This window comes from Halobacillus sp. A5 (assembly GCF_024189315.1).
GTDB lineage: Bacteria > Bacillota > Bacilli > Bacillales > Halobacillaceae > Halobacillus_A.
Genome location: NZ_JAIZEO010000001.1, coordinates 1,384,748 through 1,401,831 on the forward strand (window position 1 = coordinate 1,384,748; position 17,084 = coordinate 1,401,831).

Sequence of the window (17,084 nt, forward strand, 5' to 3'; positions counted from 1 at the left end):
TGGCTCAGTTCGTCTTAAATACGTGGTGAAGGTCGACAACGCTCAGGCTGATAGCTGGTCTCGAAGTGATCACTATACGGAGAGCTATTAATAGATAGAGTGCGTATGAACGACTTCCCTCCTACTTTATTCTTTAGACACAAAATAAAAAGAGAAAGGGCGCACCCTTTCTCCTCATTCATTATATTTACTTTTGTTGTCCACCGAACTGCTGTTCAGCCATTTGTACTAGACGCTTAGTGATTTCTCCACCTACAGAACCGTTAGAACGGGAAGTAGAATCAGCACCAAGCTGTACACCGAATTCTTGAGCGATTTCGTATTTCATTTGGTCTAGAGCTTGTTGTACACCAGGTACTACTAACTCGTTAGATCTGTTGTTAGCCATGTTGTCTCACCTCCTGTGTATGATAGTAGTATGATCACGGTCTACATTTTTTATCACACAAATAATTTGGTAATTAACGGTATTTTTCCTCCCGTCCATGGCTAACTATTTTTTCCGGCAATTAAGAGTTTGGTTTTGTCATCGCTTTTGGATTAACGAACTCTTCAAATTGATCTTCTGTTAAAAGATTTAATTCCACCGCTGTTTCTTTTAGCGTTTGATCTTTTTCAAAAGCTGTTTTAGCAATTTTTGCAGCATTTTCATAGCCAATATGAGGATTAAGGGCCGTGACGAGCATAAGAGAATCGCGCAAATATTTCTCAATCTGCTCGTGGTTCGGTTCTAATCCACTTACACAGCGCTCATCAAAGGAAACAATGCTGTCAGCTAATAGCTGCGCAGACTGTAAGAAATTATAAGCAATTACGGGCTTAAAAACATTTAATTCAAAATTCCCCTGACTGGCTGCAAACCCAATCGCAGCGTCATTCCCCATTACCTGCGCTGCAACCATAGTAATCGCTTCACTTTGAGTTGGATTTACTTTTCCAGGCATAATCGAGCTGCCGGGTTCATTGGCAGGGATCGTTACTTCGCCTATTCCACAGCGCGGTCCGCTCGCAAGCCAGCGTACATCGTTTGCAATTTTCATGACATCAGCAGCAAGTGCTTTAACAGCTCCATGGGTGTGTACAAGTTCATCATGGGAAGTTAATGCATGAAATTTGTTTGGAGCGGAAATAAATGAATTGTCCGTTTCCTCATTAATATATTTTACGACCTTTTCAGAGAAATCAATATGGGCATTTAATCCAGTGCCGACAGCTGTGCCTCCGATAGCCAGCTCTTTTACATAATTCGTGCTTTCCTCTAACATTTTCTCAGTCTTTTCAAGCATACGATGCCAGCCGCTGATCTCCTGTCCTAAAGTAAGCGGAGTTGCATCCTGCAGATGAGTACGTCCGATTTTCACAATATCGTTAAACGCTTCCATTTTTTCTTTTAACGTCTGCTTAAATTGTGCAACAGCCGGTAAGAGGACATCTTCTACTTTTCTCACAGAAGCCACATGCATAGCCGTTGGGTACGTATCATTGGAACTTTGAGATTTATTCACGTCATCGTTTGGATGCAGACGCGTGTCGCTTCCTTTTTCCTGAAGCCATTTATTTCCAACGTTGGCGATGACTTCGTTCACATTCATATTTGATTGTGTACCGCTGCCCGTCTGCCATACGACTAACGGAAAGTGCTCGGCTAATTCACCCTTTAAAATCAGATCTGCTGCATAACCTATAGCTTGAGCCTTCTCTTCATCTAATAAACCCAGCTCAGCATTAGCTCTGGCCGCACTCTTTTTCAAAATTGCAAAGCCCTCAATTACTTCAACCGGCATTTTTTCCTGGCCAATCGGAAAGTTTTCCTTACTTCGCTGCGTCTGTGCTGCCCAATACTTATCACTTGGAACTTTAATTTCACCTAAAGTGTCTCTTTCAATACGATAATCCATACAGATCCTTCCTTTCACATGAACTTAAACTCCACCTCTAATTGTATCAATATTCTAATAAACAATCGATAAGCTTACATGTAAACTTGTCGAAAAATAAATAATCAGAGTATTTACATTATTCAAACTTTGTAGTAATATGGGGTTAACTTAAAGAAAGGAGGCAGAAACAGAAGAGTTTTACATATTCCTTTTAAGGAGGGCTGGAGAACTTTAAACTGTTTTTGCTTGATCTTTTTAAAAAAAGGGTAAATGGTTAAAAAAGAGCCTTCTTGCAAAGGCTCTTTTTTATGAGGCAAGGAGGTATATCATGCCAAATGTATGGACTCATATTTTATTTGCTGAGGATATTTGTATGAATATTGGAAGGAACGATCTTCTTGAAGCAAGTGAAACATTTCTTTATTTAGGTGCTCAAGGACCCGACCCATTTTTTTATTATAATTTCTGGCCAATGGGAAATGATCATGGGGTTAATGACCTTGGTCTGCAATTACATAAAGAAAAATGCGGAGATTTTTTGTTGGAACTGATTGAGAACGGAAGATTTTTAAAAAACCGTAAGCAGGCTTATATTCTCGGCTTCGTCAGTCATCACATCTTAGATCGAATCACGCATCCCTATGTGCATTATAAGTCTGGCTATGAGGGAAATAAACATCAGGAATTAGAGGTGGCGATTGATACATTGATGCTCAGTAAACATCGGCATGTACAAACGTGGAAAACAACGGTTTCTCCCCTTATTCGTTTAAGGAGAATAGAGAGAAAAGAAGTCGCGACAATGCTTGAGCCGTCCATTAACAATCATTACTCACCAGAAAGCCTGCCAAAGCATTTCATTGAAAAGTCTTTTAAACATATGGCCGCAGCCCAGCGAATTTTATTTGATCCGTTTGGGTGGAAGAACAAATGGTTTGGACCTCTAGTTTCTTCTTTTTCGCATCAGCCAATTGCTGATCAGGTCGATTACTTGAATAGCAAGGGTGAAACCTGGCATCACTCAGCGACTTTCGAACGTCGTACAGAATCATTCGAAGATCTATACAATCAGGCCAAAGAGGAAGCCTCAGCACTATTTGCTTTAATATTAGACTACTGGTCAAAAGAAGAGGAAAAGACACGTAAGGAAATAGAAAACGTGGTTCAGAATATTTCTTATGATACAGGTACACCGTTAATCCAAAACCACGATAATTTTTATAGTGAACCTATAGTTTAAACGAAGCAGGCAGCTTTGCCTGCTTTCATGTTCTCTCATACCATGCTGGAGAGAGCGGATCTTTGTTTATATCCGCGGAAGTGAGAATTTATCCGCGATTCAGTGTGAACAGAGGTTGAACGAGCCGCAACTGCTCGCGGATTCAAATCGAGAAATCATAAGAAAATACCATGAATTTAAGTTTTAATAACAGTTTTATGTGCCGCATCTGTCTGTTCTCTTGCCTCTTCTCTGCCCTTGTTAACGTCAACAAACTTAAGAAGTACAATCCCTGCAATAAAAAACACAATAAGCGATAGTATCCCGAGGCGGCTGGATCCCGTCAACTGTCCGACTATGGCAAAAGCAAAAGGACCGAAGATTGCAGAGAATTTTGCAGAAATCCCATAAAACCCAAAAAATTCAGCATGTCGGTCTGCCGGCACCATTTTTCCATATATGGAGCGGCTTAGCGATTGAGCTCCGCCCTGCACAAGCCCTACACAAATGGCTAGCAAATAAAAATGCAGAGCCGACGTCATGAAATAACCTAGAGCTACAATACCAAGGTAAACGTATAGTGAAATCGTCAATGCTTTCTTAGCCGTAATTTTTCCGGCTAAGTAACCAAAAAAGAAAGTACAGGGAATCCCGACGAATTGTGTAATGAGCAAGGCTATAATTAAAGAGTTACTATCTATCCCTATGTCCCTTCCATAGATCGTTGCCATTTTAATGATGGTGGAGATTCCATCGTTATACAGCCAGTAAGCAGCTAAAAACAATAACAGCTGCTTGTATTTTTTTATTTCTTTAAAGGTCATTCCTACACGTCTGAAACCAACTCTTACATAAGAATGGTTCCTCTCAATCTTCTGTTTCTTCTCTTCTTTTATATTCTTAAACAGCGGAATGGAAAAAATAAGCCACCAAATGCCTACAGAAATGAAAGCAAGCTGTGTTCCTGCCACTGTATCCGGCAGTCCAAACCATTCATATTTGAGAATCATCAATAAATTTACAGCTAATAAAATGCCGCCTCCGATATAACCAAATGCAAAACCAAAAGATGAAACTTTATCGATGTTCTCCTCATCAGCTACTTCAGGCAGAAAAGCATCATAAAAGGCATTTCCTCCTGAAAATCCTATTGTGCCTAAGATGAGCAGCAGAGAGGCCAGTAAGTAATCTCCTTCCCCCACAAAAGCAAGAAGAACACTTGCAATCATACCCATAAATGCGAAGAACATAAGAAATTTTTTCTTTGCCGCCGAGAAATCACTTATCGCTCCTAATACGGGTGCTAATATAGCTACGATTAAAACGGCAAGAGATTGGGAATAGCCCCAGTAGCTCGCCGCCAGTGACTCATCAAGACCTTTAGCAGCGACATCATAGTAAAATACAGGGAGAACAGCGGCCATAATAGTGGTCGCAAAGGCAGAATTACCAACATCATATAAAATCCAGCTCAATTCCTGTTTCTTTTTCATTTGCTTCCCCCATTCCAACACCTTACTATTAGCTTAGCAAAAGACCGCAGAATATAGATCAATTTTATAAAATAATTACAAGTCAGGAGATGCTTTTAAATGAAAATTGCAATTTTCGGGGGTACCGGCAGGGTCGGTTCAATGGTAACTAACCTCTGCTTAAAGGAAGGATACGAAGTATATGCATTAGTTAGAAGTTACGAAAAAGCAAAAAGTCTGATACCAGGCGCCCATCATATTAACGGGGAAGCATCAGACCCTGTCTCCATTGAAAAGACGTTAAAAGACTGTGATCTCGTGTTTAGTGCGTTAAACACAGACAAGACAGACACCCTGTCAGCAGCCACTCCTCTTATCATACAAGGGATGCTGAACCACGGAATAAACAGAATTATTACTATCGGGACCGCAGGCATTCTTAACAGTCGTTTGGAAAAAGGGAAATACCGGTTCCAATCTAAGGAGTCAAAGCGTCGATCCACATTTGCAGCGGAAGAACATGAAAAAGCTTATCAGGCTTTAAATGAAAGTACGCTGGACTGGGTGATTATCTGCCCCACCTATTTGCCGGAAGGAGGGTCAGAAGGCGGAGTTCGATATGAGGTGAACCAGCTTCCTGAAGATGGAAAAAGAATATCAGTTACCGATACAGCTGCCTTTTCTTTAAACGTAATTAAATCAGGCACATTTCATCAGACAAGAATAGGTATCTGTTATTAATAAAATACCAGAATACACAAAAACAGCCTTCTGAGAAAGGAAGGCTGTTTCCAATTATTCAGCGTGAAACCCGAAAAACTCTTCCAGGGTCCCACCCGTTTCATGTATATCTGTAGATAAATCTTCTCCAACATACCTCAAATGCCATGGTTCATATTCATACCCTGTAATATCAGACGTTCCTTCTAAGTACCGAATGACAAATCCATATTCATGAGCATGTTCAGCAAGCCACTCTCCTTCTTCTGTATCAATAAAGGATTGCTCCAGCTTATATTCCATTTCAGGCGTAGTGACATCCATAGCCAGTCCCGTTTGATGTTCACTAGTACCAGGACGTGCCGAGAATTTGTCCGCTTCTTCCTGGCCTCTTTCTGCTACATTGTTATCGTATATCTGTTTTTGAGTATCGTATGAACGATAACCGGAAGTAGCATACAACTCCATCCCTTCTTCATCCGCGGCTGCAAATAAGTTTTCCAAAGCTTCAGCGGCCTGAGGCTGCATGTACTTTTTTGGAAGATCTTCTTCAAAAGGAAATCGAACATCAGGCGTTACTAAATCTTCAGGCTCGTAACCTTCAGGAAGCTTACGGCTCTTATTTACAACAACCTCTTTAATATCAGGCTCTTCAATAACAGTAAGTCCATCTTCATCAACTTTCTCTTCCAGCTCATCAGCGTAAGCTTCTGGATTTGCATCTTCATGTTGTTCTTCAGATTCTTCTTCGTTGTTCTCATCTTCCTCTTCTTCACTAGTTCCATTTCCTTCTCCATCCTGCTCTTCTTCAGCAGGCGGCTCTTCCGAGGGTTCTGACTGATTCGTCCATTCATCGAGCGAACAAGCAGTTAACGTTAGACTTAGTGAAAGAATAAGAATTGCCGGCTTAATTCTCATCACTTAAAACCTTCCCACATAAAAAATATTCTCCACCACTATAACATTGTTCTAAAGACCCTGCATAAAAAATTTCAAAAAAAGTGCCACTCAAAAGAGAGGCACTTCCTACATTTATTACCACGTATATGGCTGATATTTCAAGCTTAACCGCTCAAATTCTTTACGGTCGTTATTTTCAATAGCTGTATTAATTTCTTCGTCCAATCGTTCTTTATTAAACTGAAAACTTAATTCATCCAGAAAAAGCCTGGAGGCTAATTTAATTCCGAAGGACAATTCTCTTTTTGCAGTGATTTCTCGATTTCTAAATCCAGGGTCACGACGCAGCACGTATATTAGTTTTTGCTTTCTCATGAGATTACCCCCTAATTGCTTTTTTTCATTATGAAGGATTTTACGACTTTTCGCAATAATATTCTGAATATTTAGTTATATAATTCCCGAAATTCTCAATTTTAAACCTCTATGACGGGATTTAGCTTGTCCAAAAAAATTTAGAAATTAACTATGCTGCCCGTCTATTTTTGAAAAGTAATGTGAGGAGCATCTCTATAAGATGAAGACTATTACCTAAAAAAGACCCCCATAAATTATGAGAGTCTTTGAATGATTAATTATTGACGATTTTCCCCGCTACTTCTACTGTACGATTTACTTGATGACGGACAGCTTCTTCTATATCTTCCTTCATATTTCCTTCTCCATCTACACTAACACTTGTTCCGTAAGGATTTCCGCCCGCAGAGAAAATTGAATTATCAGAATAGCCTGGAGCAGCAATAATCGCTCCCCAGTGGAACATACTCGTATATAAGCTTAGAAGCGTCGCTTCCTGACCTCCATGAGGGTTTTGTGCCGAAGTCATCGCACTGACTACTTTATTCACAAGTTTTCCCTGAGCCCACAGCCCGCCGGCTTGATCGATAAACTGTTTAGCCTGAGCAGGTACGGCACCAAATCTTGTCGGCACACTGAATAAAAATGCGTCTGCCCAATCCAGGTCATCCACCTGTGCTTCAGGAACTTTATCTTTTGTTGCTAAGTAATGTTCTTTCCAAGCAGGATTTTGTTCTATAGCTTCCATAGGAGCAAGTTCGGGAATCCGGACTAATTTCACCTCTGCCCCTGCCTTCTGAGCAGCATTCTCAGCCCATTGAGCCATCTGATAGTTAGTACCGGTGGAACTGTAATAAATAATTGCCAGCTTTACATCTGTCATTACTATTCCTCTCCTTTTTTGTATGAGTTTAAGTCATCTTATTGTATCCCTTAGAAGATGACGTATTCACTATAAACTATACCCTGATCTCTTATATTTCAAACTTAAGAATCTTTATTTCGAGATAATACACATTCAAAAAAAAAAAGAACCATAAAGGTTCTACATCACAAGGTTTAAGTACGTTGGGTACGTCCAATAAGAATCCTGCCATCCCTGTTGGATCGCAAGTTCCTCAAACGACATCGCCTGGCTTCCATAATAATAAATGATTGCCTCTTCTACTGATTGCTGATCGGGGTTGTAAGTGAGGTTTAACGTCTTTGAGAATTTCATTCCTTTGACATAACCTTCAACAATAATCTTTTCCTGAATCATAAAAACTCCCCTCTCTGGTCAATATATATATAAAAATTAACACTTATTGAATATGTACCCAAACTTTGTCTTTTATAATCCTCCTGAGTTGACTTCATGCAAAGAATCTTACCTGCTACAAGGGATGTGCATGGAGGTAGCTTTTTTTCTCTAGACTCACACAGGTGCATTCTGATAAGCTTAACCATGCTTTTAAGTTACCGGAGTGGAGGCCACATTTATGGGCGAATATGAAAACTTAAAAAAAGGGGAACGCGGGGCCTGGGTAAGCATTATAGCTTATTTAATTCTAGCCACTGCCAAGCTTATAATTGCTTCGATTGGTGGTTCAGAAGCACTCAGGGCAGATGGTTTAAACAATACCACGGACGTTATTGCCTCAGTTGCCGTGCTCATCGGTTTAAAAATATCAAGAAAGCCTCCAGACAAAGATCATCATTATGGACACTTTCGCGCAGAAACGATTGCTTCTCTAATCGCCGCCTTCATTATGATGACGGTAGGTATTGAGGTAATCGTCGGTACTTTACAGGATATAATCCAGAGGAACACTAATGAACCAGCCATGTTAACCGCATGGACAGCACTTACCGCAGCCGCTGTTATGTATGGAGTATACCGATACAACTTACAGTTATCGAAGAAAGTGAACAGTAATGCCCTATATGCAGCAGCCCAGGACAACCGTTCTGACGCACTAGTCAGTATCGGAGCCGCAATCGGAATTTTCGGCGCTCAGTTTGGAGCATTCTGGCTTGATCCTTTAGCTGGCTTAATCGTAGGCTTTATTATATGTAAAACGGCCTGGGATATCTTTAGAGACTCCACCCACAGGCTTACTGACGGATTTGATGAAAAAGAAATCGAGGAAATCCGTGAACTAATTGAGTCTCATCCGGAAGTCTGGTCAGTTAGAGATGTAAAAGGGAGAATGCAGGGAAATCAAACGTTAGTTGAAGCTACCATACACGTGAATCATAGCCTCACGATCGAGGAAGGTCATAATATTACAGACGAATTAGAATCCATGCTCGAGAAGAGATTAAGCATTTACTATGCTCACATTCATATAGAGCCCTATCCGAAATAACAGCTGGGACAAAACAACTAGTGTCATCTAATAAGCATCTATCATTTTCACAATGCAGCGCAGTCAACAATTTCCTGTGAGGCTGACATCATGCCCGCTAAAAAAACTTCTGACTATAGAAAGACCCGGACGAATTCCAAAGAATTGTCCGGGTCTTTCCTGGATTAATATCGCTTTGTCCCTGCCGCCTTCATTAAAGTTTTTCAAGAAGATCATTCATATCCTCCCATCCAAAGGCAGTCTCTTCATAAGTCCCCTGTCCAATTGTTACTTCTTCTGCTTCTACCTGCTTTGCTCCTAAGTTTTTATAAAATTGAGCCGAGGGATTCCTTGTTAAAACCCATACAAGCAGAGAACGACAGCCTTCTTCATACATAGCTGCAGCAAAAGTTTTTAGAAGTAACCGGCCGTACCCGATGCGCTGGTAATCCTTTAACAAGTAAATGGCATAAATTTCTCCATCATAACTGTAATTTTTCGTTCGTTCTTTTCCCCCTGAAACAAAGCCCACGACATCGTTATATTCATTCTCTATTACATATGCAATCTGCCCGTTCACCGGCGACTTTAAAATGGTTTCCCATAATGCGATGCGGTTTTCTAAAGTGATATTACTCAAATCCTGTTCATCGATTAAATCTCTATATGTAGCTTTCCATGTTTGGATATGAATATTGGCAATCTGTTCAGCATCTTCAAACTGGGCAAGTCTGACTTGAGGCATATTAAATTCTCCTTTTTTACCTTGTTAATAGTTTTATTTTAGCAAAAAAAAAGGCATCACGCTTGTGACACCCCTTTTCTAAAGTTTCTTTATTAGAAACACTGGAAACTGGCGATCCGGCGAGTATCTATCCCAAAGTAATCCCACCGCCGTCTATTAGGCCGCCATCTGTACCCTGCCACAGACTCTCTGCCTATAAATACAGGATAGAACCAAAAACGCCGCCCATTGTTTAACCGCACCCACGTATAACGATACAAGCATCCATATAACGAACCTGGATCAACTGCATACAATCCGGGACCCTCACCTGAAGGCGGAGGGCTTGGAGGAGGCGGAATCTGTCCACCTGCGAATGGCGGACCTTGAGGAGGCTGCTGAGGACCTCCGCCATAAGGAGGGAAGCCTCCTGGGCCGCCCGGACCACCGGGACCTGCAGGACCTCCAGGACTAAATTGACCGCCAGGACCCATACCACCCTCTCCCGGACCTAATCCAGGGTATTGCTGCCCTCCAGGAAATCCATTTTGTCTATGCATAACGTTTCATCCCTTCATGGAGTTTCTTTATAAGTTATGCGTAAACATGATCGGCGTGCTTAAAAAGTCATAAGAAAGACGGAAGCAATGGCCCCCAGCACCACAACAATTATATTTAAATTTAACCATGCCAGAGCCCCTGCTACTAAAGCAGCTGTAATCCCAACCTGCGGTGCCTCTGGTTTAACAGAAAGAATCCCCGGAAAGATGAGGGCACCTAAAGCAGCATAAGGAATAGCATTCAACCAGCGGTCTATCCATCTTGGAAAACTGATAAGATCCACGATAAATGCTGGCAGAAATCGAGGAACTGCAGTGACAACAGCCATTCCAATGATCATCCAAACAATCATATGTCATCCTCTAGAATCCATATACCGCTAAGGCCGCCGATCAGAGTACCTAATACGATGGCCCAGCCTTGACTCATTCCCCAGAGCTGAAAAAGGTAATTAATAATCATAGCAAATAAGGCAATAAAAGCGATTCTGAAATGTTTTTTCACAGATGGAATTAGAAGACCAATAAACATAGCGTATAAAGCTACTCCCATACTTTCTCTTAAACGGGGAGGAATCACATCACCTAAGACTCCACCTAAGAAAGAACCTCCCACCCACGACAAATATGCAGTGAGCATTAACGAAGCGTAAAACCAAGCTCCAAATTCTTCATTCGCCTCCCGTTTATGTAAAGAAGACATTGTAAACGTCTCATCTGTTAAACCAAGGGATAACGGAACTTTTGCTCTTAGGGTAATCGACCTTATACGATTCATAAAGGACAGGCTCATCACAAAGTGACGGAAGTTTAATACAAAGGTAGCGATAATAATTTCTACAGCTCCTGTTCCGGCAGCCACCATACTCACCGCTAAGAATTGGGCCGCCCCTGCGAAGACAAGAACGCTCATTAACGTAAGTTCGGCGTTCGTCATACCCGATTGTCCCGCCAGTACCCCATACGTCAGCGCAACGGGGATGTATCCAAGCATAATAGGGAATCCAGCTATTACGCCTTTTCGCACCATATCCAGCCGAGTATAAGAAGGCATTTCAACAGCTTGTGAATTCATCGTACACCTCTCCTTTCTTCAAATTTCCACTATTATACCCGATTCAAATTAGATTGAAAACGCATTGACATCCATGAGGTTCTGTTTTACTATTTGTTAGTGACACTTCAGCACGCAAAAGCGTTCAAGCAAAAAAGACCACTTTAATAAAATTGAAAGACTTCCCGCCATTAATCAGGGAATAGTGATAGAGTGGAGCTTTGTCCCAAATCACCTGGGACGAGGCTCTTTATTATGTTTAGGAGGAATTATTATGTTTCATTTAAGTCCAAAACACCTGCCGGGAGCAGGAGAATCAATATCTTTACTTTTGTTAATTATGACGATAACCAGTTATTTTATTATCGGGCTGGAAACCGTTCCACATATTCCACTTCTACTTGGTATCTTAATAATGATTACCTACGGGACGGTTCGGAAGTTCACATTTTCTACTTTACAATACGGTATGACTCAAGGTGCTCACACAGGATTAGGGGCAGTGCTGCTATTCTTCCTTATCGGAATACTAATATCAAGCTGGATGGCCAGCGGAACCATTCCAGTTCTTATGTATTCAGCCTTCACATTAACTGAAGGTCCATGGTTCTTCGCTGTTTCATTTGCTATTACATCCCTCGTCGGCGTTGCTTTAGGAAGCTCATTTACGACTGCTGCTACCGTAGGAGTAGCACTTATGGGGGCAGCTGCTTCTGCGGGCTTCTCCCTGGCCGTAACAGCCGGGGCAGTTGTTTCCGGATCTTTCTTCGGAGATAAGATGTCTCCTTTGTCGGATACAACCAATCTTTCTTCAACAGTCGTGAATGTTGACTTATTTGAGCATATAAAGAATATGGCTTGGACCACAATTCCGGCGTTCATCATCAGCTTTATCGGTTTTGGAATTATGTCGCCTTCCACATCAGGACAGAGTGAGGAGCTGGCTGTACTTCAAAGAGAGCTTGAAGCTACTCAGTTGATTCATTGGAGTTCATGGATTCCGCTCATTGTGCTGGCAGGACTTACTTTAGACAGGAAACCTGCGTTCATTTCTCTGGCCTTAACAAGTGTCACTGCCACAGTCATTGCTGGTATTCGAGGTGTTCTCACATGGCCGGAACTTTGGAATTCCTGGTTTAATGGGTTTACCAGGGACTTCAACCATGAAATGGTCAATGAACTGTTATCAAACGGGGGGATAAACGAGATGCTCTTTACAATTTCTCTTGTGCTTCTCGCTTTAGCTTTAGGAGGATTATTTTTTGTCACGGGTTTGATCCCCTCCATTTTAAAACAGGTTCAGCATGCGTTAACTTCTGCCCGTTCAGTTGTTCTTTCTACCGCATTGACGGCTATAGGGATCAATATAGCTATTGGTGAGCAATATTTATCGATTCTCTTAACAGGAGAAGCTTATCAGGATTTTTATGAAAAAGCCCATTTGGCCCGTAAAAATTTATCGCGTACATTAGAAGATGCAGGAACGGTGATTAACCCGCTCGTTCCATGGAGCGTTTGTGGTGTTTTTCTGGCTGATGTCTTAGATATAGCTGTGATCGATTATCTGCCATTCGCATTTTTCTGCCTCTTATGTCCTCTGTTAACCATACTATATGGATTGACAGGGAAAACATTAACAAAAGCGTGATCATAAAACAAAACCGGATATAGTTCCGCTGGTCCGGGACAAGACAATAATTGTCAACTGAAAAGACGAAGAGAGACTAATTCTTTTTCATTCTCCCGGCAGCAGCCCTTTTTCTGCCTTAACTGAATGCCGGGTTTTCTTTATTCATTCTACTGCTGCGAATAGAACAAAGCCTCCCCATCCAAACTATTGAAAAGGAGTGAAGAAAATGAAGGATCAAGATCACGAGCTTCCTCAGGATCGATACTATGATTTGAGTCACGCAGAGGCTGATGAAGTATTAAATGATCTAGCTTATTACCGAACATTAATGGTTAATGTGGGATTTATTGGAGAAGCCGGGTCAAAGGACTGGGTTCTTGTAGACTGTGGAATCAATCATTATGCAAGAAGGATCATTGAAGCTGGTGAAAAACGGTTTGGCCCGGCACCTCCAAAAGCAATCATAATCACTCATGGACACTTTGACCATATTGGCTCTGCTAAAAAGCTAGCGCAGCATTACGATGTTCCCATCTATGCACACCCAAAAGAAATGGATTATTTAACAGGTAAGCGGTCTTACCCAGTAGGAAACTCAACAGTAGGCGGCGGCCTGATCTCTATACTTTCTCCCTTTTTTCCTACAGATCCTGTTAACTTGAAAAAGTGGGTTCACCCTTTGCCTGACGATGGAACCATTCCATTCTTAGAAGAATGGCGGACGATTCATACGCCCGGGCATACTCCTGGACATATAGCGTTATTTCGTGACCGCGACCGTACCTTGATTGCGGGAGATGCGTTTATCACAGTGAAACAGGAATCCAGTATGGCTGTATTTATACAGCACCAGCATGTGCACGGCCCTCCAGCATATTTCACCCCAGACTGGCAGGAAGCCGAGCGATCTGTAAAAAAACTTGCTGCTCTCAACCCGGTAACTGCACTCACAGGGCACGGGCTGCCAATGGATGGGGAGAACCTGCAGCAACAGCTTAGTCACCTTGCCTTCAACTTTAAAGATCTTGCCATCCCTAACCATGACAAGAAAATTCATTAAAAAGAGACCGGTAAAACCAAACGGTCTCTTTCATTTTTCGTAATTTAATAAAAGACTCTCTCTTAGAGTTGTAAATAGTGGGTAGTTAATGATTCATTATTATTTTTAATTTTTTCAACCCCTCTAGTAAACGAGGACTGGGTCTGCAGTAAAGTGATTCTTCCAAAACATGAATCCGGTTGTTTTGAACCGCAGATAACTCGCTCCAGCCTGGACGCTTTCTAATAATCTCTGGATTCATCTTCTCCTCCTTAACCCCTACCCATACCATACAAATATGATCAGGCCGACGATTCTTTACATCCTCCCAATCCGTTTGAACACTAGCTTCCTTTTCAGAAGCATAAATATTGTACCCTCCAGCCAGCTCACTAATTTCTGTTAACCAATTTGGCCCGCCTGGTGTGAAGATTGGTTTTGGCCACCATTCCCAATACAAAGACGGACCGTTTCGATCCTTCTGTTCTGCTTCTTTCTTATAATGGTTTAGTTCAGACAAAAATTGTTTCTCCTTATCTTTTCCGAGCTGCTCATACCCAATGGCTTTCCCTACTCTCTTTATGTTCTGTGCAATTTCTTCAAGAGATTGAGGATTAAGTACGATGTAAGGAATCTGTTTCTCCTTTAAACCTTCGATGTTCTTTTCCATACCAGGCACACTTAGGGAAGCAAGCACAAGGTCTGGTTTCAGCTCTGCTGTTTTTTCCAAATCAATAGAGAGATCCGGTCCCAGTCTGGGCAGTTCAAGCACGCTCTCTGGGTAATCAGAATAATTGTCGACACCAATCAACATATCGGTTTTACCGAGATAAGCTATAATTTCAGTATTGCTTGGGCAAATCGACACAATTCGAATAATAACACCTCTTTTTTCAGAATCGTCTGATGTTTCAATTTCTCTCATTATAGCTTATATTTAGGATAAGAAAAAAGATAGAAAGGGTGAACAGTGTGACGTCAGCATTGTTAGATACTTCTAAAGGATTGGTCGAGTATTCTTTCCTGGGCGCCGGCCCCGTACTGCTCCTGCTAAAAGGCGGTCACTGCACAAGGAATACTGACTTGTCACACAATAGTTTAGTATATGAAGGATACTCCTTATTAACAATCTCAAGACCCGGCTATGATTACACTGAAGTTTCTACGGGGCATACGCCTGAAGAATTTGCCCACACCATTATTGAAGTTCTCGATCATTTAAAAATTGACCAGGTGACAGTAATTGCTGTTTCAGCAGCCGGACCAACAGGTATTGCGCTGGCAGCCCACCATCATCATCGTGTAAATAAGCTCATTATGGAAGCGGCTCTGCTTACTCCTTTTTCTAAAAAAACGCAGACTAAAGCTCGATTGCTGTTTGGAAGGGGAGAAAAATTCGTATGGAAAGGTTTACGAACTCTCTTAAGAATCTCCCCAAACATTGCCATAAAACAGATCATGAGTTCTCTGACAACCGACTCCGTAGAAGACTATCTTAACAACCTTTCTTCAAATGATCGACGCTTCATTTATGACATGCTGGCTACATCTCAATCCGGAAAGGGTTTTTTACTCGATATCCAGCAAAACGCCCATAATATGGACGAGATAAAAGTACCCGTTTTAGGAATGTACACTCAAAAAGACCGAAGTGTTGACTATTCAAATGCTGTTCTGCTTCAATCAACCGTGCCAAATTGTGAAATTTATGATGTTAAATCAGACAGTCACCTGATATGGATAGGAAAAAACGCTTCAAATGTGTGGAGAAAACGTCTTGATTTTATAACTCAATAGAGAATGAGGGGGATAAATGTGGATGCCATCAAGATATCTCATTATAAAAATGAATTTTTAGCGTTTTATGAGCAGGCTCAAGCTGCAGAGGTTCAAGAGGAGAAGCGATATACTATCTGGAAACAGTACTACGGATTCAATCCTTTCCGAAGAGAAGAACAGAGAGAACAATTAGCTCAGGAAATGCTGAACCAGGCGTTTCCTAAATATGAAGCAGCCCTTTCACATATTCGTAATTTTGAACCAGATCAAGAATCGATCTACCACTATGTTTCAACTATTCGTGAACACTTCCAAGCTTATGAGCCACTGCATCTCACCGTGATATTCTTTGTAGGAGACTTTGAAACCGATCCATTCATTGAAAAAGAGGATAACGAATCGTATACTCTTTATTTTCCAATAGAAAGAGAATGGAACGATGTCCACTTCGCAAATGAGTTAGTTAAAGTCGTATACCTTAATCAATTAAAAGTTAATCCTGCTCGGCTTGCCAATATCGCTTTTGTCATTTTTCTGGAAGGACTGGCTCTACATACATCCAATCGAGTCATCACTTCTGAGGCTCTTGGTACCGGTCTCTATCCTTGGATGGAAAAATGTCAGCTTGAACCGACACGTATTATGATTAATATCTTCCCTCATTTGCGTCGTTCAGATTATAAAGCCATTTATTCTTTTACCAAGGGGACTGGTGCATCAGGATATCAGAACGAAGCAGGCTTTGTCGGATGGTGCGTTGTTGAGCACCTCTTAAAAAGAGGATATACTCTGCCAGAACTATTATTTATTCCTGAAGAGAGATTAACGACACTTATAGAAAAGTCCTTATATCAAATCATGGAAGAGGCGAAATATATTCAATCTCAGGAGTAGGGGTTGCATTTCTCATACAACCTGTTATACTTGTATTAATTATTGTTGTTCGATTCATAACAGAGAAGGTTACGTAATAGTGAGTTCGTCTTGATTGAATACTTGAGCAAGAATAGTAATACATTGTGGAGCTAAGTTCCACGCAGGAGGTTTTCTACATGGTAGAAGGTACAGTTAAATGGTTTAACGCAGAAAAAGGTTTCGGTTTCATCGAAGTTGAAGGTCAAGACGACGTATTCGTTCACTTCTCTGCTATCCAGGAAGAAGGATTCAAGTCTCTTGAAGAAGGACAAGCAGTAAGCTTCGAAATTCAAGAAGGTCAACGCGGACCTCAAGCTGCTAACGTTCAAAAGGCATAATGACCTTTTAAAAAGACTCCCGAACGGGAGTCTTTTTATGCACTTAGAATTACGAACCCACAGGATCTAAATGGACCGCTGCTCATTTAATTTTATAAACGCAATTGAATAATAAATGAAAATTATTCCCTAAATTGTATCATTTAAATGCGCAATTTGTTATACTA

20 protein-coding genes are annotated in these 17,084 nt (G+C 41.2%); 8 read left to right on the plus strand and 12 right to left on the minus strand.

Going from position 1 to position 17,084, the window contains the following annotated elements; all coding sequences use genetic code 11:
• Window positions 1-187: 187 nt before the first annotated feature.
• Both LF822_RS07370 and fumC read right to left on the minus strand, forming a co-directional pair.
• Window positions 188-388 (minus strand): alpha/beta-type small acid-soluble spore protein, encoded by a 201-nt coding sequence (locus LF822_RS07370; protein WP_253923334.1) that lies wholly within the window; start codon window positions 386-388, stop codon window positions 188-190.
• A 121-nt stretch (window positions 389-509) separates the two neighbouring features.
• Window positions 510-1,898 carry a class II fumarate hydratase gene (gene fumC / locus LF822_RS07375; RefSeq protein WP_253923335.1) on the minus strand — a complete coding sequence of 463 codons (1,389 nt, stop codon included), beginning with the start codon at window positions 1,896-1,898 and terminating at the stop codon, window positions 510-512.
• A 310-nt stretch (window positions 1,899-2,208) separates the two neighbouring features.
• Between fumC and LF822_RS07380 the strand changes: the two genes are divergently transcribed.
• Window positions 2,209-3,120, plus strand: a complete 912-nt coding sequence (locus LF822_RS07380) for a zinc dependent phospholipase C family protein (RefSeq protein ID WP_253923336.1) — start codon at window positions 2,209-2,211, stop codon at window positions 3,118-3,120.
• Between the two features lie 176 nt (window positions 3,121-3,296).
• Here the strand turns inward: LF822_RS07380 and LF822_RS07385 are convergent, their stop codons facing one another.
• On the minus strand, window positions 3,297-4,592 hold the full coding sequence (locus LF822_RS07385) for an MFS transporter (protein ID WP_253923337.1): 1,296 nt from the start codon (window positions 4,590-4,592) through the stop codon (window positions 3,297-3,299).
• Between the two features lie 99 nt (window positions 4,593-4,691).
• Between LF822_RS07385 and LF822_RS07390 the strand changes: the two genes are divergently transcribed.
• On the plus strand, window positions 4,692-5,312 hold the full coding sequence (locus tag LF822_RS07390) for an NAD(P)-dependent oxidoreductase (protein WP_253923338.1): 621 nt from the start codon (window positions 4,692-4,694) through the stop codon (window positions 5,310-5,312).
• A 54-nt stretch (window positions 5,313-5,366) separates the two neighbouring features.
• On the opposite strand, the gene LF822_RS07395 is transcribed toward LF822_RS07390, so the two are convergent.
• The 4 genes from LF822_RS07395 to LF822_RS07410 form a co-directional block, all read right to left on the minus strand.
• Complete coding sequence (locus tag LF822_RS07395) at window positions 5,367-6,209, minus strand: M15 family metallopeptidase (protein ID WP_253923495.1); 843 nt, start codon at window positions 6,207-6,209, stop codon at window positions 5,367-5,369.
• A 117-nt stretch (window positions 6,210-6,326) separates the two neighbouring features.
• On the minus strand, window positions 6,327-6,566 hold the full coding sequence (locus tag LF822_RS07400; RefSeq protein WP_253923339.1) for an IDEAL domain-containing protein: 240 nt from the start codon (window positions 6,564-6,566) through the stop codon (window positions 6,327-6,329).
• A 256-nt stretch (window positions 6,567-6,822) separates the two neighbouring features.
• Window positions 6,823-7,431: an NAD(P)H:quinone oxidoreductase gene (gene wrbA / locus LF822_RS07405; protein ID WP_253923340.1), complete on the minus strand. Its 609-nt coding sequence runs from the start codon at window positions 7,429-7,431 to the stop codon at window positions 6,823-6,825.
• 162 nt (window positions 7,432-7,593) lie between these two features.
• Entirely contained in the window at window positions 7,594-7,809 is a 216-nt protein-coding gene (locus tag LF822_RS07410; protein ID WP_253923341.1) for a hypothetical protein, read from the minus strand.
• 220 nt (window positions 7,810-8,029) lie between these two features.
• Between LF822_RS07410 and LF822_RS07415 the strand changes: the two genes are divergently transcribed.
• The gene (locus tag LF822_RS07415; RefSeq protein ID WP_253923342.1) at window positions 8,030-8,899 is read left to right on the plus strand and encodes a cation diffusion facilitator family transporter; all 870 of its coding nucleotides are present in this window, start codon (window positions 8,030-8,032) and stop codon (window positions 8,897-8,899) included.
• A gap of 193 nt (window positions 8,900-9,092) precedes the next feature.
• On the opposite strand, the gene LF822_RS07420 is transcribed toward LF822_RS07415, so the two are convergent.
• From LF822_RS07420 to LF822_RS07435, 4 genes are all read right to left on the minus strand, one after another.
• The gene (locus LF822_RS07420) at window positions 9,093-9,623 is read right to left on the minus strand and encodes a GNAT family N-acetyltransferase (RefSeq protein ID WP_253923343.1); all 531 of its coding nucleotides are present in this window, start codon (window positions 9,621-9,623) and stop codon (window positions 9,093-9,095) included.
• A 92-nt stretch (window positions 9,624-9,715) separates the two neighbouring features.
• The gene (locus tag LF822_RS07425; RefSeq protein ID WP_253923344.1) at window positions 9,716-10,162 is read right to left on the minus strand and encodes a hypothetical protein; all 447 of its coding nucleotides are present in this window, start codon (window positions 10,160-10,162) and stop codon (window positions 9,716-9,718) included.
• A gap of 59 nt (window positions 10,163-10,221) precedes the next feature.
• Window positions 10,222-10,515 carry an AzlD domain-containing protein gene (locus LF822_RS07430; protein ID WP_253923345.1) on the minus strand — a complete coding sequence of 98 codons (294 nt, stop codon included), beginning with the start codon at window positions 10,513-10,515 and terminating at the stop codon, window positions 10,222-10,224.
• Window positions 10,512-11,237, minus strand: a complete 726-nt coding sequence (locus LF822_RS07435) for an AzlC family ABC transporter permease (RefSeq protein ID WP_253923346.1) — start codon at window positions 11,235-11,237, stop codon at window positions 10,512-10,514. Before LF822_RS07435 ends, LF822_RS07430 begins: the two co-directional genes overlap by 4 nt.
• Window positions 11,238-11,490: 253 nt before the next feature.
• Here LF822_RS07435 and nhaC point away from each other — a divergent pair, with 253 nt between their 5' ends.
• Window positions 11,491-12,864, plus strand: a complete 1,374-nt coding sequence (gene nhaC / locus LF822_RS07440; protein WP_253923347.1) for a Na+/H+ antiporter NhaC — start codon at window positions 11,491-11,493, stop codon at window positions 12,862-12,864.
• Window positions 12,865-13,072: 208 nt separating this feature from the next.
• On the plus strand, window positions 13,073-13,906 hold the full coding sequence (locus LF822_RS07445; protein WP_253923348.1) for an MBL fold metallo-hydrolase: 834 nt from the start codon (window positions 13,073-13,075) through the stop codon (window positions 13,904-13,906).
• 85 nt (window positions 13,907-13,991) lie between these two features.
• On the opposite strand, the gene LF822_RS07450 is transcribed toward LF822_RS07445, so the two are convergent.
• Window positions 13,992-14,762 (minus strand): cobalamin-binding protein, encoded by a 771-nt coding sequence (locus LF822_RS07450; protein ID WP_253923496.1) that lies wholly within the window; start codon window positions 14,760-14,762, stop codon window positions 13,992-13,994.
• Window positions 14,763-14,857: 95 nt separating this feature from the next.
• On the opposite strand from LF822_RS07450, the gene LF822_RS07455 reads away from it, so the two are divergent.
• The 3 genes from LF822_RS07455 to LF822_RS07465 all read left to right on the plus strand — a co-directional run bounded on the left by LF822_RS07455 (window position 14,858) and on the right by LF822_RS07465 (window position 16,917).
• Window positions 14,858-15,682: an alpha/beta fold hydrolase gene (locus LF822_RS07455; RefSeq protein WP_253923349.1), complete on the plus strand. Its 825-nt coding sequence runs from the start codon at window positions 14,858-14,860 to the stop codon at window positions 15,680-15,682.
• Window positions 15,683-15,700: 18 nt separating this feature from the next.
• Entirely contained in the window at window positions 15,701-16,558 is an 858-nt protein-coding gene (locus LF822_RS07460) for a hypothetical protein (protein ID WP_253923350.1), read from the plus strand.
• 158 nt (window positions 16,559-16,716) lie between these two features.
• Complete coding sequence (locus LF822_RS07465) at window positions 16,717-16,917, plus strand: cold-shock protein (protein ID WP_188376689.1); 201 nt, start codon at window positions 16,717-16,719, stop codon at window positions 16,915-16,917.
• Window positions 16,918-17,084 lie beyond the last annotated feature (167 nt).